The sequence below is a fragment of the Pseudomonas sp. TR47 genome (assembly GCF_044143025.1).
GTDB classification, from domain to species: domain Bacteria; phylum Pseudomonadota; class Gammaproteobacteria; order Pseudomonadales; family Pseudomonadaceae; genus Aquipseudomonas; species Aquipseudomonas putida_E.
Genome location: NZ_JBHFCS010000008.1, coordinates 200,520 through 218,988, shown reverse-complemented (window position 1 = coordinate 218,988; position 18,469 = coordinate 200,520). Strand labels below are relative to the sequence as shown.

16 protein-coding genes are annotated in these 18,469 nt (G+C 63.7%); 12 read left to right on the top strand and 4 right to left on the bottom strand.

Annotated elements, in window-relative coordinates; genetic code table 11:
* The coding region (locus ACEWE8_RS11790) for a hypothetical protein (protein ID WP_395589307.1) at positions 1 to 1,488 on the top strand (1,488 nt) is incomplete at its 5' end.
* A gap of 43 nt (positions 1,489 to 1,531) precedes the next feature.
* Here ACEWE8_RS11790 and ACEWE8_RS11785 read toward each other — a convergent pair.
* Both ACEWE8_RS11785 and ACEWE8_RS11780 read right to left on the bottom strand, forming a co-directional pair.
* Positions 1,532 to 1,939 carry a PA2817 family protein gene (locus tag ACEWE8_RS11785; protein WP_039601026.1) on the bottom strand — a complete coding sequence of 136 codons (408 nt, stop codon included), beginning with the start codon at positions 1,937 to 1,939 and terminating at the stop codon, positions 1,532 to 1,534.
* Positions 1,940 to 2,018: 79 nt separating this feature from the next.
* A complete protein-coding gene (locus ACEWE8_RS11780; RefSeq protein ID WP_046786573.1) occupies positions 2,019 to 4,466 on the bottom strand; it encodes an acyl-CoA dehydrogenase in 2,448 nt (815 codons plus the stop codon).
* A gap of 199 nt (positions 4,467 to 4,665) precedes the next feature.
* Here ACEWE8_RS11780 and ACEWE8_RS11775 point away from each other — a divergent pair, with 199 nt between their 5' ends.
* From ACEWE8_RS11775 to ACEWE8_RS11765, 3 genes are all read left to right on the top strand, one after another.
* Positions 4,666 to 5,289, top strand: coding sequence for a glutathione S-transferase (locus ACEWE8_RS11775; RefSeq protein WP_046786572.1), 624 nt, complete (start codon positions 4,666 to 4,668; stop codon positions 5,287 to 5,289).
* A gap of 132 nt (positions 5,290 to 5,421) precedes the next feature.
* The gene (locus ACEWE8_RS11770; protein ID WP_039601023.1) at positions 5,422 to 6,354 is read left to right on the top strand and encodes an ABC transporter ATP-binding protein; all 933 of its coding nucleotides are present in this window, start codon (positions 5,422 to 5,424) and stop codon (positions 6,352 to 6,354) included.
* Positions 6,351 to 7,130 (top strand): ABC transporter permease, encoded by a 780-nt coding sequence (locus tag ACEWE8_RS11765; protein ID WP_012313417.1) that lies wholly within the window; start codon positions 6,351 to 6,353, stop codon positions 7,128 to 7,130. Before ACEWE8_RS11770 ends, ACEWE8_RS11765 begins: the two co-directional genes overlap by 4 nt.
* On the opposite strand, the gene ACEWE8_RS11760 is transcribed toward ACEWE8_RS11765, so the two are convergent.
* Positions 7,014 to 7,640 (bottom strand): DUF2062 domain-containing protein, encoded by a 627-nt coding sequence (locus tag ACEWE8_RS11760; protein WP_119688512.1) that lies wholly within the window; start codon positions 7,638 to 7,640, stop codon positions 7,014 to 7,016. The genes ACEWE8_RS11765 and ACEWE8_RS11760 overlap by 117 nt on opposite strands.
* A gap of 141 nt (positions 7,641 to 7,781) precedes the next feature.
* Between ACEWE8_RS11760 and ACEWE8_RS11755 the strand changes: the two genes are divergently transcribed.
* From ACEWE8_RS11755 to murB, 8 genes are all read left to right on the top strand, one after another.
* Positions 7,782 to 9,995 (top strand): DNA internalization-related competence protein ComEC/Rec2, encoded by a 2,214-nt coding sequence (locus ACEWE8_RS11755; RefSeq protein ID WP_046786571.1) that lies wholly within the window; start codon positions 7,782 to 7,784, stop codon positions 9,993 to 9,995.
* A gap of 111 nt (positions 9,996 to 10,106) precedes the next feature.
* Positions 10,107 to 10,742 (top strand): MotA/TolQ/ExbB proton channel family protein, encoded by a 636-nt coding sequence (locus ACEWE8_RS11750; RefSeq protein WP_046786570.1) that lies wholly within the window; start codon positions 10,107 to 10,109, stop codon positions 10,740 to 10,742.
* Positions 10,739 to 11,173 (top strand): biopolymer transporter ExbD, encoded by a 435-nt coding sequence (locus ACEWE8_RS11745; protein WP_012313421.1) that lies wholly within the window; start codon positions 10,739 to 10,741, stop codon positions 11,171 to 11,173. Before ACEWE8_RS11750 ends, ACEWE8_RS11745 begins: the two co-directional genes overlap by 4 nt.
* Complete coding sequence (gene lpxK, locus ACEWE8_RS11740; protein ID WP_046786569.1) at positions 11,173 to 12,183, top strand: tetraacyldisaccharide 4'-kinase; 1,011 nt, start codon at positions 11,173 to 11,175, stop codon at positions 12,181 to 12,183. The genes ACEWE8_RS11745 and lpxK overlap by 1 nt, the downstream gene beginning before the upstream one ends.
* A gap of 44 nt (positions 12,184 to 12,227) precedes the next feature.
* Positions 12,228 to 12,413 (top strand): Trm112 family protein, encoded by a 186-nt coding sequence (locus ACEWE8_RS11735; protein ID WP_003247142.1) that lies wholly within the window; start codon positions 12,228 to 12,230, stop codon positions 12,411 to 12,413.
* Positions 12,410 to 13,174 (top strand): 3-deoxy-manno-octulosonate cytidylyltransferase, encoded by a 765-nt coding sequence (gene kdsB / locus ACEWE8_RS11730; protein ID WP_046786568.1) that lies wholly within the window; start codon positions 12,410 to 12,412, stop codon positions 13,172 to 13,174. The genes ACEWE8_RS11735 and kdsB overlap by 4 nt, the downstream gene beginning before the upstream one ends.
* The gene (locus ACEWE8_RS11725) at positions 13,174 to 13,638 is read left to right on the top strand and encodes a low molecular weight protein-tyrosine-phosphatase (RefSeq protein WP_046786567.1); all 465 of its coding nucleotides are present in this window, start codon (positions 13,174 to 13,176) and stop codon (positions 13,636 to 13,638) included. Before kdsB ends, ACEWE8_RS11725 begins: the two co-directional genes overlap by 1 nt.
* Positions 13,635 to 14,654 (top strand): UDP-N-acetylmuramate dehydrogenase, encoded by a 1,020-nt coding sequence (murB, locus tag ACEWE8_RS11720; RefSeq protein ID WP_046786566.1) that lies wholly within the window; start codon positions 13,635 to 13,637, stop codon positions 14,652 to 14,654. Before ACEWE8_RS11725 ends, murB begins: the two co-directional genes overlap by 4 nt.
* 81 nt (positions 14,655 to 14,735) lie before the next feature.
* Here murB and rne read toward each other — a convergent pair whose 3' ends face one another.
* Positions 14,736 to 17,948, bottom strand: coding sequence for a ribonuclease E (gene rne, locus ACEWE8_RS11715; RefSeq protein ID WP_189339963.1), 3,213 nt, complete (start codon positions 17,946 to 17,948; stop codon positions 14,736 to 14,738).
* Positions 17,949 to 18,469: the final 521 nt, after the last annotated feature.

Below are 18,469 nucleotides of genomic sequence, written 5' to 3'. Positions count from 1 at the left end.
GCCTCTGGGGGCTCAGTGCTACTGTCCATGTGGATGGACCTGTCCACTGCCAATGCGTTGTGGAGAGATGTCAATCATGATGACTTTCTGATCGAGTCGATTGTTACGGTCACGCCTATGCCGGGCGGGATCATGGAGACGACGATGAGAAAGTTTTCGCGCATTGAAATTATTGCGACGGGCAATGTTTATAGCGAAGTTAATCTGTACCCGGCGTATGACGTTGTCGCCGACACCAAGAAGCTCGGTAATAGGGGTGACGAGCAGATCCTTCGGTTGACCGAGGTACCGCTCCCCGCTGCGAGGCTGAGGGTGACGCTGCCTCTCGCTAGCAGCTACCTCAGGTACCGTGCGCAAGATCAAAGTGTGCTGAGCCTCGAATGGAACGGGGACGCCAGTTACGCCTATTACTACCCAAAGGAGTCCAGAATCCCTACAGCAGTGCCTGCGGAGTATGAGGATTATTATGATCGGCAAGAAAAAATTGAAATCGCGATGATGCCGCGGGCTGTCGATTCGCGGCTTCAGGACCTCTACATTTACATGTTGACGACTGAGAGTCTGGCAGATCGGCATTTCCTGTTTCATCAACAACCTCAAGCATACAAAAACCTTGCAGGTCGGAGGCTACAGGCCCCTACGCCTGAAGTGCAGACAGTCTTGTCTGCGCAGTTTTCACAAACCAATTTTCCAGAAGTTTCTGCAGGTTCCCCCCCCGCAGACAATGCGTGGTTCAGCCATCTGGTTACGCCACCGGGCGCCTGCGTACCTGATGGAGGAACGAAGCTCTCCACGGGGTGGCTAAGCAACTACAAGGTCGGCCCTGAAAGGCCGTGGAATCCCTTAACGGTTGCGAGTGCTGGTACAGTGCACAAAATCGCTCCGCAGGCACGGATTTTTCCCGCCGGTGAGCTAAGGCAGCAATTGGGGTTTGTCGGCACTCCCGTACCCGGTGCGGTCTGGAGTGTGGCGGGTGATGCAGGTGGACGTATTGTCAAAGAAGGCAGCGATCACTTTTATGAGCCCGCAACAAAGCCGCCTGGCATCTTGTTCAGCGAGCCGGGGGAAACGCTGATCCCCGCTGTTTTGAAATCAAGCTATTCGTTGCTACCTGCGCGCACCGATGTGGTGACGGCTGCTGGAGGAGGAGCCTCGGCCTCAGCACTTTACGTCACGACATTCGTTGGGCCGACTCACTTCATCAGATTTCACGCTGAGGGCGCCGCTTTACGCTTGAGTTGTTGCTATTTCAACCGCTATCAGGAGGAGGCGGTGTTACAGCCGGAGCATGTCAAGTGGCATATCCTTGCTGGCAACGGTGAGGTATCGACGCAAGGGATATTCACACCCCTGTCGGCAGCACCAACTCCTGTGACAATCCTGATGGCTGAAGATCTTCGTGTAGACACTGAATGGCGATTCGCGGTAACGATCATTCCTATGCCGCTGCTGTCTCTGCGCGATGTAATGCGGCTACAACAAGCCTGAAGCGTTTTGCCACATTCGACTTTGCCCCCCGGGCCAGCCCAGTCTAGTGTTGGCTGCCCGGTTGCCCATTGAGCAGTTGCTTCTCCTGGTGCCAGTCGAAGGGCTCATCGTTCTGTTCGGCTTCGTACCGGCGCTCTTCAAGGCGTTGATACAGTTCCAGCTCTTCATCAGGCATGAAGTGCAAGCAGTCGCCGGCGAAGAACCATAGCAAGTCGCGTGGCACCAGATGGGCGATCTGTGGGTAGCGCTGGATGACCTGGCAGATTAGGTCCTGGCCCAGGTACTGGCTTTGCAGCGGGTCCTGCGGCAGCAGGGTCAGCAGTTCATCGAAGCGTTCGAGGAACAGGGCGTGGCTTTCCTCCGGTACCTGGTCGGCTTCACCCAGCGCCACCAGGATGGTGCGCAGGTGGTTCAGCAGTTGCAGGTGGTATTCCAGGTGGGGGTTGGCCATGTGGATGGTCCTTGAGGTGGTTGAAACGGGTGCGGAGTATACGCCGGTGGGCAGGGGGCCGCAAAACGGCCCCCTGCATTCAGCGCACCTTGCCTTGTTCAGGCAGTAATTGCTCCTTGTCGAATGCATCCACATCGATCACGGCCCTGCGTGCCTTTTCGGCTGCATGCAGGCGTTGTCCCTCTTCGACTTGCAGTGCACCACACTGAACTGCCGCATCGATGGCCGACTGCCCAGGTGCGGGCTGTACCTTGCCCTCCTTGATCGCCTGATGCAGCAATTTGTGCAGTGGCGCTGCTTCGTCCAGCAGGTTGCAGGCCCGTTGCAATGCTGCCACCGGGTCACCTTCGGCCTGCGGCCGGAAGCAGCCGGCGAGCAACTCCTCCAGTGCCGGGTCGCCCTTGCTGCGGCCAATCAGCGCCGCCACCTCGGCATCCAGTTCATCGCTGGGCCCGGCATGACGGCGGCCGAAGGGGAACACCAGCACGCGCAGTGCGCAACCGACAAAGCGGTTGGGGAAGTTGTCGAGGAGCCGGTCCAGCGCCTTTTCCGCCTGGCCCAGGCTTTCTTCCATGGCCCAGCGCAGCAGTGGCTGCATGTGCTCGGGTGAGCCCAGGTCGTGGTAGCGCTTGAGCGCGGCGCTGGACAGGTACAGGTAGCTGAGCACATCGCCCAGGCGCGCGCTCAGGCGCTCGCGGCGCTTGAGCGCACCCCCCAGCAGCATCATCGACAGGTCGGCCAGCAGGGCGAAGGCGGCGGCTTGGCGATTGAGGGCGCGGAAATAACCTTGGCTCAAGGCATCACCGGGCTCCGGCTCGAAGCGCCCCAGCCCCAGGTTGAAGATCAGCGTGCTGGCCGCGTTGCCTGCGGCGAACATGATGTGCTTCATCAGCAGTTCGTCGAACTCCTTCAGAGCCTGCTCCCGGTCATCACGGCCAGCCAAAGCCATTTCTTTCAGCACGAACGGATGGCAGCGGATGGCACCCTGGCCGAAGATCATCAAGTTGCGCGAAAGAATGTTGGCGCCCTCGACCGTGATGAAGATCGGCGCCCCTTGCCAGTTGCGGCCCAGATAATTGTTCGGGCCCATGATGATGCCCTTGCCGCCGTGCACGTCCATGGCGTGCTGGATGCATTCTCGCCCACGTTCAGTGAGGTGGTACTTGAGGATTGCCGACAGCACCGAAGGCTTTTCGCCAAGGTCCACGGCCTTGGCGGTCAGCAGGCGGGCGCTGTCCATCAGCCAGGCGTTGCCGCCGATGCGCGCCAATGATTCCTGGATGCCTTCGAAAGCCGCCAGTGGCACATTGAATTGCTCGCGGATGTTGGCGTACTGGCCGGTGACCAGGCTGGTGTATTTGGCAGCACCTGTGCCCACAGCAGGGAGGGAGATGGAGCGGCCCACCGACAGGCAGTTCATCAGCATCATCCAGCCCTTGCCAAGCATGGCCTGGCCGCCGATGAGAAATTCAAGCGGGATGAACACGTCCTTGCCGCTGTTGGGGCCGTTCATGAAGGCCGCGCCCAGTGGCAGGTGGCGTTTGCCGATTTCCACACCGGGGGTGTCGGTGGGGATCAGCGCCAGGCTGATGCCCAGCTCTTCTTCTTCGCCCAGCAGGTGATCCGGGTCGTAGGCCTTGAAGGCCAGGCCGAGCAGGGTGGCGACCGGGCCGAGGGTGATGTAGCGCTTTTCCCAGTTCAGGCGCAGGCCGATGACCTCCTCACCTTGCCATTGGCCTTTGCAGATGACACCGGTATCCGGCATTGCGCCTGCATCGGAGCCGGCCAGGGGGCCCGTGAGCGCGAAGCACGGAATGTCGTCGCCCCGGGCCAGGCGTGGCAGGTAGTGGTTGCGTTGCTCGTCGGTGCCGTAATGCAGCAACAGCTCAGCCGGGCCGAGGGAATTGGGTACCATCACCGTGGAGGCTAGGTCACCACTGCGCGTGGCGAGCTTCATGGCGACCTGAGAATGAGCGTAAGCGGAGAAACCTTTGCCGCCGTATTCCTTGGGAATGATCAGGGCAAAGAACCCCTGCGATTTGATATGGGCCCAAGCCTCGGGCGGCAGGTCGAGATCCTGACCGATTTGCCAGTCGCTGACCATCGCGCACAGCGCCTCGGTCGGGCCATCGATGAAGGCCTGTTCTTCTTCGGTAAGTGTTGGCGCAGGGTAGTCGAGCAGCGTGCGCCAGTCGGGGCGGCCGCTGAACAACTCGCCGTCCCACCATACGGTGCCGGCGTCGATGGCTTCGCGTTCGGTCTGCGACATGGGCGGCAGGGTGCGCTGGAACCACTTGAACACAGGGCCGGTGAATACCTTACGCCGCCACTCGGGTAGCAACAGCAGGGCAGCCTTGGCGGCCAGAACCAGCCAGATCAACGCCAGCAGCCAGCCGGGCGCCGAGCTGAAGATGCCCATCAGCAGGGTATAGCCGGCAACGATGGCGAGTATCTGCAGCGGTGGCAGACGCCGGTGGGTGAGGTACGCCGTGCCGATCACCAGGACCAGCAACCACAACAGCAACATAATCCTTCCTCCTTGGAACCAGGGGCTTGGGCCGTCTCACAGAGCTTAGACGCAACACAGTGAACGGCAGTATCAGAACAGTGACAGGGTGTGGCTGTGGGAGTTTCAGCTCATTGTTCGTCTGTATCGACCCACTCGCCGATGCAGGCGACAGAGGCCTGGAGTAGACTCACCCCTTCGCATTCATAAGGACGTCGTCATGCTGAAGATCTGGGGTCGCAAGAATTCGAGCAATGTGCGCAAGGCACTGTGGATCGCCCACGAGCTGGGCCTGGATTTCGAATCCATCGACGCCGGCGGCGCCTTCGGTGTCGTCAACGAGCCGCACTACCGCACCCGCAACCCCAATGGCCTGGTGCCGATGCTCGAAGACGGCGACCTTACCCTGTGGGAGTCCAACACCATCGTGCGCTACCTGTGCGCCGAGTACGGCGCAGAGCAGGGCTGGTACCTGAAAGACCCGCGCCAGCGCGCCTTGGCGGACAAGTGGATGGACTGGACCACCTCGTCCTTTGCAGGGGCGTTCCGCCCGTTGTTCTGGGGCCTGCTGCGCACCCCCGAAGACCAGCGCGACTGGGTCGCGATCAATGCCGCGCACAAACAGTGCGCGCAGTTGCTGTCGATCGCCGATGAAACCCTGGCGCACCAACCGTACCTTTCCGGTGACCAGATCGGCATGGGCGACATCCCACTGGGGAGCTTCGTGTACGCCTGGTTCGAAATGCCCATCGAGCGCCCGGCCATGCCCCACCTGCAAGCCTGGTACGAGCGGCTGAAGCAACGCCCGGCCTACCAGGCGGCGGTGATGACGGCACTGACCTGAACCTGCTTCGATAGTCACTATCAATACACATGACTGTACTTGTGCGGCCAGGCCTTGCACCATGGCCGCACTCACTGCGCCAGTGACTTGCCCTGGCGTGTCCTGACCTTTTCACTCGGTACGTGACCCGCTATGAGTTCTGCCCTGTCCATCCGACAGCTGACCAAAACCTACGGCAACGGCTTCCAGGCCCTCAAAGGCATCGATCTGGACGTCGCCGAAGGTGACTTCTTCGCCCTGCTGGGCCCCAATGGCGCCGGCAAATCCACCACCATCGGCATCCTCTCGACCCTGGTCAACAAGACCAGCGGCACGGTGAACGTGTTTGGCCATGACCTTGATCGCGAACCCTCGGCGCTCAAGCGCTGCCTGGGCGTGGTGCCCCAGGAGTTCAACTTCAACCAGTTCGAGAAAACCTTCGACATCGTCGTGACCCAGGCCGGCTATTACGGCATCCCGCCGAAACTGGCCAAGGAGCGCGCCGAGCAATACCTGACCCAGCTGGGGCTGTGGGACAAGCGTGACGTGCAGTCGCGTTCGCTGTCCGGTGGCATGAAGCGCCGCTTGATGATCGCCCGGGCGTTGATCCACGAACCGCGCCTGCTGATCCTCGATGAGCCGACAGCGGGGGTGGACATCGAGCTGCGCCGTTCGATGTGGAGCTTTCTCACCGAGCTCAACCAGAAGGGCATCACCATCATCCTGACCACGCATTACCTGGAGGAGGCCGAGCAGTTGTGCCGCAACATCGGCATCATCGACCACGGCACGATTGTCGAGAACACCAGCATGCGCAAGCTGCTGGGCAAGCTGCATGTCGAGACCTTCGTCCTCGACCTCAGGCAGGACCTGGCCCAGGCGCCCACGCTGCAGGGCTACCCATGCCGCCTGCTGACACCCCATACCCTTGAGGTGCAGGTGGACAAGGACATCGGCATTACCGCGCTGTTCGGCCAGTTGGCCCTGCAGAACATCGAAGTGCAGAGCCTGCGCAACAAGACCAACCGTCTCGAGGAGCTGTTCGTGTCCCTGGTTGAAAAGAACCTGTCGAAGGTGGCCGTATGAGTGTGGAACTGCGCACCAACTGGGTCGCCCTGAACACCATCGTCTACCGCGAAGTGCGGCGCTTCCTGCGTATCTGGCCGCAGACCTTGCTGCCGCCGGCCATCACCATGGTCCTGTACTTCGTCATCTTCGGTAACCTGATCGGCCGGCAGATCGGCGACATGGGCGGCTTCACCTACATGGAGTACATCGTTCCCGGGCTGATCATGATGTCGGTGATCACCAACTCCTACGGCAACGTGGTGTCGAGCTTTTTCGGCAGCAAGTTCCAGCGCTCGATCGAAGAGTTGATGGTGTCGCCGGTATCGCCACACATCATTCTGGTCGGCTACGTGCTGGGCGGGGTGCTGCGAGGCCTGGCAGTGGGGGTGATCGTGACCATCCTGTCGCTGTTCTTCACCCACCTGCAGGTCCATCACCTGGGCGTGACGGTGGTCGTGGTGTTGCTGACGGCGACCATTTTTTCGCTGCTTGGCTTCGTCAACGCCGTGTTTGCACGCAACTTTGACGATATCTCGATCATCCCGACGTTCGTGCTGACGCCGCTGACCTACCTGGGTGGGGTGTTCTATTCGATCAACCTGCTGCCGCCGTTCTGGCAGACCGTGTCGCTGGCCAACCCGGTGCTGCACATGGTCAACTCGTTCCGCTACGGCATCCTAGGGGTGTCGGATATCAGCATTGGTACGGCGATCACCTTCATGCTGGTCGCCACCGCAGTGCTCTACGCGCTGTGCGTCCGCCTGCTGGTCAGTGGCCGCGGCATGCGCGCCTGAGACCCTGTGCTTGCGCCGGCGCCATTGCCGGCCAATCCACCAGCGCCAGTACAGAAGGGTGGTGAACCAGGCGATGATGCCCAGCACCACACCGCACACTACCGAGCCCAGCAGGAACGGCTGCCAGAGCGTTGCCAGCTGGCCGGTGATCCATTCGAAGGTAAGGTCTTCGGGCAGGCTGCGCGGCGGCGTGCCCAGCAACCAGGCGCCGGTCATGTAGGTGACGAAGAACACGGGCGGCATGGTCAGCGGGTTGGTCAGCCACACCAGGCTGACGGCGATCGGCAGGTTGCCACGCACCGGTATCGCCAGCGCTGCCGCCAGCAGCATCTGCATGGGGACGGGAATCAACGCCGCGAACAGGCCCACACCCATGGCCCGGGCCACCGAGTGGCGGTTCAGGTGCCAGAGATTCGGGTCGTGCAGCAACTTGCCGAAAAAGCGTAAGGACTTGTGTTCCCGAATGCTGGTCGGGTCCGGCATGTAGCGTTTGAAAAGGCGGCGCGGCATGTAGGCTCCCCGAGCGGTCATCGGGGAAGTATGCCTTGATTCCGTCTCAGCCTTGTTCAGAGTTTGTGACAATTGTTGAGCGAGCCTTGGCGTCATTTCGTCTATGCCTGAGGGGTAACTGCGTTTCTGGAGCTCTAACTCATGCGCACAGGGATGTTTGCGCTGGCGCTCGGGCTGTTGTGCCTGGGCGTTCTCCCCGAATTGCCATCGGTCGGGTGGCTGTGGCTGCTGCTCGGCGGCGGCCTGGTTTGCCTGGGCACACGGCTGTGGCCGCTGGGCTGCTGCGTGCTGGGTATGTGCTGGGCTTGCTGGTCGGCGCAGCAGGCACTGGATGATCGCCTGGCCCCAGGCCTGGATGGCCGAACGCTGTGGCTGGAGGGCAGGGTGGTCGGCTTGCCGGCCCATACGCTGAGTGGTGTGCGCTTTGAGTTGGAGCAACCTCGCTCGCGCCGCGCTGCGTTGCCCCAGCGCCTGCAATTGCACTGGTTCGATGGCCCGCCGGTGCGGGCTGGCGAGCGCTGGCGCCTGGCCGCGACCTTGCAGCGCCCGGCCGGGCTGCTCAACCCGCACGGTCCGGACCGGGAGGCGCAGTTGTTGGCCAGGCGTATCGGCGCCACTGGTACGGTCAAGGCGGGCCATGTGCTGGACGCCGCGCAGCCGGGTTGGCGTGACGCACTGCGCCAGCGCTTGTTGAGCGTCGCCGCGCATGGCCGGGAAGCGGCCCTTGTCGCGTTGGTGCTCGGCGATGGCGCCGGCCTGGCCCGTGAGGACTGGCAAGCGCTGCAGGCCACGGGCACGGTACACCTGTTGGTGATTTCGGGTCAGCACATCGGCCTGGTCGCCGGCCTGCTTTACGCCTTGGTCGCCGGCCTGGCGCGCTGGGGCCTGTGGCCACGGGCGCTACCCTGGTTGCCGTGTGCGTGCGGCCTGGCACTGGGCGCGGCGCTGGCCTATGGCTGGCTGGCCGGTGCGGGGGTGCCGGTGCAGCGCGCCTGCCTGATGCTGGCGGTGGTTCTGCTCTGGCGCCTGCGCTTTCGCCATCTTCGGGCGCTGTTCCCTTTGCTGCTGGCCCTCATCGGGGTGCTGGTCGCCGAGCCGCTGGCGCCGCTGCTGCCAGGGTTCTGGTTGTCGTTTGCGGCGGTGGCGACCCTGGTCTACTGCTTCAGCTCACGTCTGGGCCGCTGGCGGCCCTGGCAAGGATGGACCCGCGCCCAGTGGGTGATCGCCATCGGCTTGCTGCCGGTACTGATCGCCACCGGTTTGCCGGTCAGCCTGAGTGCCCCACTGGCCAACTTGCTGGCAGTGCCCTGGGTCAGCCTTGCGGTATTGCCCTTGGCGCTGCTTGGAACGTTGCTGCTGCCCTTGGCAGGGGTTGGTGAAGGCCTGTTGTGGTTGGCGGGTGGGCTGCTGGATGTCTTGTTCCGGTTGCTGGCTTGGGTGGCGGACTGGCGCCCGGCGTGGATACCGCCTGCTTTGCCGGTCTGGGCCTGGCTGATGGTCTGTTTGGGGGCGTTGCTGGTGCTGCTGCCGTCCGGTGTGCCCCTGCGCAGCCTGGGCGGGGCGATGCTGCTGGCGTTGTGGGTGCCCAGGGAGGCTGTGCCGCAGGGGCAGGTGGAGGTCTGGCAGTTGGATGTCGGGCAGGGCTTGGCGGTACTGCTGCGCACGCAAAACCACAGCCTGCTTTACGACGCCGGCCCGGCGCGGGGCGATAGCGATCTGGGTGAACGGGTGGTGTTGCCGACCCTGCACAAGTTGGGCGTAAAGCGCCTGGACATCATGCTGATCAGCCATGCCCATGCCGACCATGCAGGTGGCGCGCCAGCTGTCTACCGTGGGTTGCCGGTGTTGCGTGTGCTGGGCGGCGAAGTGCTCGGGGACCTTGCACTGCAGCCTTGTGCCAGTGATGAGCAGTGGGAATGGGATGGCGTGCGCTTTTCGCTGTGGCGTTGGGCCCAAGGGCAGAGCAGCAACGACCGCTCTTGCGTGTTGCTGGTCGAGGCGCAGGGGGAGCGGCTGCTGTTGGCAGGCGATATGGAGGCGGGCGCCGAGCGCGCGTGGTTGGCGGCCCACGCGACGCCACGTATCGATTGGCTGCAGTCACCGCACCATGGTAGCCGTAGTTCCTCGACCGAGGCATTCATCCGCGCCACGGCGCCGCGCGGCGTGCTGATTTCACGGGGGCGCAACAACGGTTTTGGGCATCCGCATGTGCAGGTGGTCGAGCGCTATCGGCGGCATGGGATGGCCATTCACGATACGGCGGTGGAGGGGGCGTTGCGGTTGCTGCTGGGCAACCATGGCGAAGTGGAAGGGGTGCGGGCGCAAAAGCGCTTTTGGCGGGGCAGCGCGCCGTGATGGTTGATGAGCCTGCCCTGGGTATAGCCACACAATTCCCTGACCTTCGGCAGATGAGCACCCCGCGCGCCTATGTTAGAGTGGCGGCCTTTTTCCGAGGGGGCGTTTACTGTGTGGGAATTGGTCAAGTCCGGTGGTTGGATGATGCTGCCGATCATTCTGAGCTCCATCGCTGCCATGGCTATCGTCGTCGAGCGCCTGTGGACCCTGCGCGCCAGCCGCGTTACCCCGCCGCACCTGCTGGGCCAGGTGTGGATGTGGATCAAGGACAAGCAGCTCACCAGTGACAAGCTCAAGACTCTGCGCGCCGATTCGCCGCTGGGTGAAATCCTCGCTGCGGGCCTGGCCAACTCGCGCCATGGCCGTGAAATCATGAAAGAGTGCATCGAGGAGTCTGCCTCGCGGGTCATCCATGAACTGGAGCGCTACATCAGCACCCTCGGTACCATCGCCGCGATGGCCCCGCTGCTCGGCCTGCTGGGTACCGTGCTGGGCATGATCGATATCTTCAGCGCCTTCATGGGGTCGCAGATGACCGCCAATGCGGCGGTGCTGGCCAGTGGTATCTCCAAGGCCCTTGTCACTACGGCAGCCGGCCTGATGGTCGGCATCCCGGCAGTGTTCTTCCACCGCTTCCTGTTGCGCCGCATCGACGAGCTGGTGGTGGGCATGGAGCAGGAGGCGATCAAGCTGGTGGAGGTCATCCAGGGCGACCGCGAAGTCGAAGTGGCCGGAGGCAAGGCGTGAAGTTCCGGCGCAATCGCCAGCGGGAGAACGTCGACATCAACCTGGCGTCGTTGATCGACGTGGTGTTTGTCCTGCTGCTGTTCTTCGTGGTCACCACCACCTTTACCCGTGAGACCCAGCTGCGTGTGGAACTGCCCGAGGCCGTCAGCGCCGAACAGCCCGTCGCAGACCCGGAAAAGCTGGTGGAGGTCACCATCAGTGCCGACGGCGTGTATTCGGTGAACAATCACCTGTTGCCCAAGAGCGACCTGGCGACCCTGACCGAGGCGATCCAGCGCGAATCGGGCGGTGACAACACGCTGCCGCTGGCCATCAGTGCTGATGGCAAGACCCCGCACCAGGCCGTGATCACTGCGATGGATGCCGCCGGCAAGCTCGGTTTCAGCCAGCTGCGCATGACCACCGTCGAGGCCGCCCAGGGGACACCTTGATGGCGCTCGCCGACCGTCTGCTAGCCGCCTGGTACGCCGGGCACCCGGCCCTTGCCCTGCTTCACCCGCTCGAGGCGCTTTACCGGCGGGTAGTGACGCGCAAGCGCGCACGGTTTCTCAGTGGCGAAAGCGCCAGCTACCGCGCCCCGGTACCGGTCATCGTGGTGGGCAACATCACCATTGGTGGCACCGGCAAGACGCCGATGATCCTCTGGTTGATCGAGCATTGCCGGCGCCAAGGGCTGAAGGTGGGGGTGGTCAGCCGCGGTTACGGTGCAGAACCGCCTCGCTTGCCCTGGCGTGTCGAAGCCTCGCAGAGTGCCGAGCAGGCCGGCGATGAACCGTTGCTGATCGTTCAGCGCACGGGTGTGCCGCTGATGATCGACCCCGACCGCTCCCGCGCCGTGCAGGCATTGCTGGCCAGCGAGCCGTTGGACCTGATCCTGTGTGACGACGGTATGCAGCATTACCGCCTGGCACGCGACCTGGAACTGGTGCTGATCGACGCTGCGCGTGGCCTGGGCAATGGCCGCTGCTTGCCGGCCGGGCCCCTGCGCGAGCCTGCCGAGCGCCTGCAAGAGGCTGATGCGGTGCTGTTCAACGGCGCCAGCGCCGACCGCCCGGAGGGCTTCGCCTTTCGTCTGCAACCCAGTGCGCTGGTCAACCTGCGCAGTGGCGAGCGCCGCGCGCTCGACTTCTTCCCGGCGGGCCAGCGCCTGCATGCGGTAGCCGGTATCGGCAACCCGCAACGTTTCTTCAATACCCTGCTGGGGCTAAACTGGCAGCCGGTGCCGCATCCGTTCGCCGACCACGCCCAGTTCAGCGCTCAGAGCCTGGCTTTCAGCCCGCCGCTGCCGTTGGTGATGACCGAGAAGGATGCGGTGAAGTGCCGGGCCTTCGCTGCCGATGACTGGTGGTACCTGGCCGTGGAGGCCCTGCCTACGCCGGCCTTCTGCGACTGGTTCGACAGCCAGCTGCAACGCTTGCTGCCTGGGCATCGAACGCCCTGAGCCCGTTTTTCAATTTCCGGCCATCTGGCCTCAAGGACGCTTCCATGGACACCAAACTGCTCGACATCCTGGCCTGCCCGATCACCAAGGGCCCGCTCAAGCTCAGCGCTGACAAGACCGAGCTGATCAGCAAGGGCGCAGGCCTGGCCTATCCGATTCGCGATGGCATCCCGGTGATGCTGGAAAGCGAGGCGCGTACCCTGACCGACGACGAGCGTCTGGACAAATGAGCCTGAACTTCACCGTGGTCATTCCCGCCCGTCTGCGTTCGACGCGCCTGCCGGGCAAGCCGTTGCTGCTGATCGCCGGCAAGCCGATGGTTCAGCATGTCTGGGAGCAGGCGCGCAAGAGCGGTGCCGGCCGTGTGGTCATCGCCACCGACGACGCCGGTATCGTCGAGGCTTGTCAGGCCTTTGGCGCCGAAGTGCTGATGACCCGCGCCGACCATGAGTCGGGTACCGACCGCCTGGCTGAAGTGGCTGCGCAGCTTGGCCTGCCTGCCGACGCCATCGTGGTCAACGTCCAGGGTGACGAGCCGCTTATTCCGCCGGTGATCATCGATCAGGTCGCAGCCAACCTGGCGGCGCATCCGGAGGCAGGTATTGCGACCCTGGCCGAGCCGATCCACGACCCCGAAACCGTGTTCAACCCCAATGCGGTCAAGGTGGTCAGCGACAAGAACGGCCTGGCCTTGAGCTTCAGCCGTGCGCCGCTGCCGTGGGCGCGTGACGCTTTCGCCAAGGACCGCGATCAACTGCCGCAGGGCGTGCCTTACCGTCGCCATATCGGCATGTACGCCTACCGCGTCGGTTTCCTTCAGGACTTCGTCAGCTGGGGCCCGTGCTGGCTCGAGCAGACCGAGGCGCTTGAGCAGCTGCGTGCGCTGTGGCATGGCGTGCGTATTCATGTGGCGGACGCCATCGAGGCGCCAGCAGTGGGTGTCGATACTGCACAAGACCTCGAGCGCGTACGGCGCTTGCTGGAGGCCTGATGCGCGTCCTGTTCGTTTGCCTGGGCAATATCTGCCGGTCGCCCACCGCCGAAGGTGTGCTGCGTCATCAGTTGCAGGCCGCAGGCCTGGCTGGGCAGGTTCACGTGGCCTCTGCCGGTACCGGTGACTGGCACGTGGGCAAGGGGCCTGACAGCCGCACCTGCAAGGCCGCCCTGGCGCGGGGCTATGACCTGTCGCGACAGCGTGCCCAGCAAGTCAAGGCTGAGCACTTTGCCGAGTACGACCTGATTCTGGCCATGGATGAAAGCAACCTGGGCCACTTGCGCGCCATGCGTCCGCACAATGCGACTGGCGAGCTGGACCTGTTCCTGCGCCGCTATGAGGCGGCTGTGGATGAAGTGCCGGACCCTTACTACGGCGGTGCAGAGGGCTTCGAGCAGGTGCTGGACCTGATCGAGGCGGCCTGCCGTGAGCTGGTTGTCGAAATCAAGGGGCGGTTATGACGGCGCACTGGCAGGAGCAGGTTTCGCTCAAGCCTTACAACACCTTCGGCATCGATGTTAAAGCCCGCTACTTCGCCCAGGTACATACCGACGATGAGGTGCGCGAGGCCCTGGCGCAAGCGCGCCAGCGAGGGCTTGCGGTGATGGTGATCGGCGGCGGCAGCAACGTGCTGCTGACCCGTGATGTCGACGCGCTGGTGCTGCACATGGCCAGCCGTGGCCGCCACGTCCTTGGCGATGACGCGGGGCGTGTGCTGGTGGAGGCCGAGGCGGGTGAGCCCTGGCATCCCTTCGTGCAATGGTCGTTGCAGCAAGGCCTTTGTGGCCTTGAAAACCTCAGCCTTATCCCGGGCACGGTGGGCGCGGCGCCAATGCAGAATGTGGGTGCCTATGGGGTGGAGATCAAGGATGTGTTCGCCGGCTTGACGGCACTGGACCGGCAGACGGGCGAGCTGCGTGACTTCGGGCTTGAGGAATGCGCCTTCGGTTACCGCGACAGCCTGTTCAAGCGTAACCCTGGGCGTTGGTTGATCCTGCGGGTGCGTTTTGCCCTGAGCCACCAGCTGCAGGCCCATCTGGAGTACGGCCCGGTGCGTCAGCGTCTGGCCGAGCAGGGCGTGCAGGAGCCGACGGCGCAGGCGATCAGCGACGCTATTTGCAGCATTCGCCGCGAGAAGCTGCCCGACCCGGCAGAGTTGGGCAATGCCGGCAGCTTTTTCAAGAACCCGGTCGTTGCCGTCGAACAGGTGGCGCGCATCCGCGCTGAGTTTCCAGGTGTGGTGGCTTATCCCCAGGCTGACGGGCAGGTGAAGCTGGCCGCAGGCTGGTTGATCGAGCAGGCCGGCTGGAAGGGTTATCGGGATGGCGATGCCGGCGTGCACCGCTTGCAGTCGCTGGTGCTGGTCAATTATGGCCAGGCGAGCGGGGCGCAGTTGCATGGCCTGGCGCAGCGCATCCAGGCGGATATCCTGGCGCGGTTCGGGGTTGAGCTGGAGATGGAGCCCAACCTGTACTGAGGCCGGTGCAGGCACGACAAACGGCCAAGAAAAAGCCCCGCCAGTTCACACTGGCGGGGCTTTTTCATTCAGCCGTGGCTATCAACCGTGATGAGGCTTGTGCTCATCGGCGGTCTCCAGCGCTGGCGTGCCAGCAGCGGCCGCTTCCTGCGCAGCCTTGGCTGCCGCTTCGGCCTCACGCTTGCGACGACGCACTTCGCGTGGGTCGTTAGGGGCGCGGCCGTTAGGCAGCATGACGGTGGCCGCTTCGACCGCTGCCGGTGCTTCTACCGGGGCAGGCTCGGCGACTACAGGTGCTGCTTCAACTACGGTTGCTACAGGCTCGGCAGCTACTTCTGGCTGGGTTTCGACGACAGCAGAAGGCAGCTCGGCAGCCGGCGCTTGTTCAGCGGCGGCCTGGGCTTTCTCTGCTTCACCTGCTTCGATGGCCGGTGCTTCGACAGGTGCCTCTACAGGCGCCTCGGCAACCACTACCGGCTCGACCGCAGGGGCCTGTTCGACTACCGGTTCAGGCGCAACTTCAACCACAGGCTCGGCACTGGCTTGGACCGCGGCGACCGGCTCGCTGAGCGGCTGCTCGACCACAGGTGCAATGGCGACTTCCTCGGCCTTGGCGACGGCTTCGACCTGCTCGGCCGGCTGAGCGACTTCGCTGTTGTCGGTGGTCGCGGCTTCGGCACTGGCGCGTTCAGCCTGCTGGTTGGCTTGCGCTTCGGCGCCGGCACTGATGTTGCTGCTGGCGACAGCGGCGGTGACGGCCAGACCAGCAGCCAGTTCGGAACCCAGCTCGGTGGCCTGGTGCTGTTGCGGTTGCTCGTCGCTGCCGTCTTCCTCGCTGCCTTCGATCAGCTCGCCATTGGCGTTGCGCTGGCGCTCACGACGGTTGCTGCGGCGACGCTGGCCGCGGGAGCGGCGGCGCGGACGCTCGTCATCGGAACCTTCCTGCTCGTCCTGTTGCAGCTCCTCGTTCGGCAGTTGCTCATCGGCGACCTCTGCAGCCTTCTCTGCAGCCTGCTCAGCTTCACGTGGCTGGCGCTCTTCGCGTGGCGGGCGAGGCTGACGCTCTTCACGTGGAGCGCGTTCTTCGCGAGGTGCACGCTCTTCACGTGGAGCGCGTTCTTCGCGTGGGGCACGCTCTTCACGAGGCGCACGTTCTTCGCGAGGTGCGCGCTCTTCACGTGGAGCACGTTCTTCGCGAGGCGCACGTTCTTCGCGTGGAGCACGCTCTTCACGTGGCTGGCGCTCTTCACGAGCGGCCGGTGCTGCATCCAGAGGCTCACGCAGTTCGCGGACGCGCTCTTCGCGGTTGCCGCGGCGGTCTTCGCGTGGCTGGCGAGGTGCGCGTTCTTCACGAGGGGCACGTTCTTCACGAGGTGCGCGCTCTTCACGCGGCTGGCGCTCTTCACGCGGCGCACGCTCGGCGCGCTCTTCACGAGGTTTGCGCTCTTCGTCACGGCGGCCGTTGCGGTTGCGGCTCTGCTGGCGGCCGTTGCGACGCTCTTCGTTACGCTGAGTGCGCTCGGTGGCAGGCTTCTCGGCGGCGACCACCGGTGCGGCGGCAGGCTCTTCCTTGCCGGCGAACAGGCTGACCAGCGACTTCACCAGGCCTTTGAACAGGCTTGGTTCCGGTACGCTGGGTGCCGGGGCTGCCGGTGCGGCAGGCTGCTGTTCTTCGACAGCGCTCGGTACCGGAGCGTTGGCGCGGGCCGGTGCGGTCTTGACCGCTGCTTCCTGGCGCACCAGGGTGCGCGTGGCGGTCGGCTGCGGCGCTTCTTCGGTTTCGGTGGCGGCGATTTCGTAGCTGGACTGGTTGTTCAGCACTTCCGGGTTGTCGTCGCGCAGGCGCTGGACTTCGAAGTGCGGGGTTTCCAGGTGGTCGTTCGGCAGAATGATGATGCGGGCACGGGTGCGCAGTTCGATCTTGGTGATCGAGTTGCGCTTCTCGTTGAGCAGGAAGGCGGCCACCGGAATCGGTACCTGGGCGCGTACTTCGGCAGTACGGTCCTTCAGGGCTTCTTCTTCGATCAGGCGCAGGATGGCCAGGGACAGCGACTCGACATCACGGATGATGCCGGTGCCGGAGCAGCGCGGGCAGACGATGCCGCTGCTTTCGCCCAGCGACGGGCGCAGGCGCTGACGGGACATTTCCAGCAGGCCGAAGCGCGAGATGCGGCCGACCTGCACGCGGGCGCGGTCTGCCTCGAGGGCTTCGCGTACTCGTTCTTCGACGGCGCGCTGGTTTTTCGCCGGCGTCATGTCGATGAAGTCGATGACGATCAGGCCGCCGATGTCACGCAGGCGCAGCTGGCGGGCGATTTCCTCGGCCGCTTCCAGGTTGGTCTGCAGGGCGGTTTCCTCGATGTCGCTGCCCTTGGTGGCGCGCGCCGAGTTGATGTCGATGGAAACCAGGGCCTCGGTCGGGTCGATCACGATCGAGCCGCCCGATGGCAGGTCGACGACGCGCTGGAAGGCGGTCTCGATCTGGCTTTCGATCTGGAAGCGGTTGAACAGCGGCACGCTGTCTTCGTACAGCTTGACCTTGCTGGCGTACTGCGGCATCACCTGGCGGATGAAGGTCAGGGCTTCTTCCTGGGCATCGATGCTGTCGATCAGCACTTCGCCGATGTCCTGGCGCAGGTAGTCGCGGATGGCGCGGATGATGACGTTGCTTTCCTGGTAGATCAGGAAGGGTGCAGCGCGATCCAGGGATGCTTCCTTGATGGCGGTCCACAGCTGCAGCAGGTAATCGAGGTCCCACTGCATTTCTTCGCTGCTGCGGCCAAGGCCAGCGGTGCGCACGATCAGGCCCATGTCGCCTGGCACGGTCAGGCCGTTGAGGGCTTCACGCAGTTCGTTGCGCTCTTCGCCTTCGATGCGGCGGGAGATGCCGCCAGCGCGTGGGTTGTTGGGCATCAGCACCAGGTAGCGACCTGCCAGGCTGATGAAGGTGGTCAGGGCGGCGCCTTTGTTGCCGCGCTCTTCCTTCTCGACCTGGACGATGACTTCCTGGCCTTCGCTCAGGACATCCTTGATGTTGACGCGGCCTTCAGGGGCTTTCTTGAAGTACTCGCGGGAGATTTCCTTCAGCGGCAGGAAGCCGTGACGTTCGGAGCCGAAGTCGACGAAGGCGGCTTCGAGGCTGGGCTCGATCCGGGTGATCTTGCCTTTGTAGATGTTGGCCTTTTTCTGCTCACGCGCGCCGGACTCGATGTCCAGGTCGTAGAGACGTTGGCCGTCCACCAGGGCTACACGCAACTCTTCGGGTTGAGTTGCGTTAATCAGCATTCTTTTCATGTTGTACCGTCGGTTTCCGGGCTGCCGGAAACGGCGTTCGGCACACACGACTTCTCATGGTCGGTGCCAAGGTGCGCAAAGGGTGGCCGGGCCACCCCCGTGTCGAGCAACGTTCGGCACCAGCCGGTTTCCCAGCCTGCCGTTGTCGCGACGACGCGTCCTGTTTGCTGCGGTGCCAAGAGGCCCCTGCGGTATCTGCAGAGATATCCGAATCGATATCCGAATCAACCCAGCAGGCCTCGTGCACTCAGTCAGGAGGAGGAATCAACCGTCAGCCGTGGACGCCCATGGGGCATCTGTTCAGGACCTTATCCGCTCGCCGGCCATTCACTGGGCCGGTGGCCGGACGCGGTGCTACACGGTCCGAGGGCTGTGCATCTCCACCCTGCACGTATCCCTGATAATTCGGGTGCTGCCGCGCGCTGAATCCGCAACGGGTTGCATTTTTCGCCAGCGCAGTTTCCGCGCTGACGCCATTCATGTCCAAGGCAGGTATTTCCGAAGCATTCGCCGTGCGTTGC

Bases quoted from the DNA above. Each gene is read 5' to 3' on its own strand.
- ACEWE8_RS11725 (WP_046786567.1), top strand. From the start codon at position 13,174: ATGCGCGTCCTGTTCGTTTGCCTGGGCAATATCTGCCGGTCGCCCACC.
- ACEWE8_RS11735 (WP_003247142.1), top strand. From the start codon at position 12,228: ATGGACACCAAACTGCTCGACATCCTGGCCTGCCCGATCACCAAGGGC.
- ACEWE8_RS11770 (WP_039601023.1), top strand. From the start codon at position 5,422: ATGAGTTCTGCCCTGTCCATCCGACAGCTGACCAAAACCTACGGCAAC.
- ACEWE8_RS11775 (WP_046786572.1), top strand. From the start codon at position 4,666: ATGCTGAAGATCTGGGGTCGCAAGAATTCGAGCAATGTGCGCAAGGCA.
- ACEWE8_RS11765 (WP_012313417.1), top strand. From the start codon at position 6,351: ATGAGTGTGGAACTGCGCACCAACTGGGTCGCCCTGAACACCATCGTC.
- ACEWE8_RS11760 (WP_119688512.1), bottom strand. From the start codon at position 7,640: ATGCCGCGCCGCCTTTTCAAACGCTACATGCCGGACCCGACCAGCATT.
- kdsB (WP_046786568.1), top strand. From the start codon at position 12,410: ATGAGCCTGAACTTCACCGTGGTCATTCCCGCCCGTCTGCGTTCGACG.
- murB (WP_046786566.1), top strand. From the start codon at position 13,635: ATGACGGCGCACTGGCAGGAGCAGGTTTCGCTCAAGCCTTACAACACC.
- rne (WP_189339963.1), bottom strand. From the start codon at position 17,948: ATGAAAAGAATGCTGATTAACGCAACTCAACCCGAAGAGTTGCGTGTA.
- lpxK (WP_046786569.1), top strand. From the start codon at position 11,173: ATGGCGCTCGCCGACCGTCTGCTAGCCGCCTGGTACGCCGGGCACCCG.
- ACEWE8_RS11755 (WP_046786571.1), top strand. From the start codon at position 7,782: ATGCGCACAGGGATGTTTGCGCTGGCGCTCGGGCTGTTGTGCCTGGGC.
- ACEWE8_RS11780 (WP_046786573.1), bottom strand. From the start codon at position 4,466: ATGTTGCTGTTGTGGTTGCTGGTCCTGGTGATCGGCACGGCGTACCTC.
- ACEWE8_RS11785 (WP_039601026.1), bottom strand. From the start codon at position 1,939: ATGGCCAACCCCCACCTGGAATACCACCTGCAACTGCTGAACCACCTG.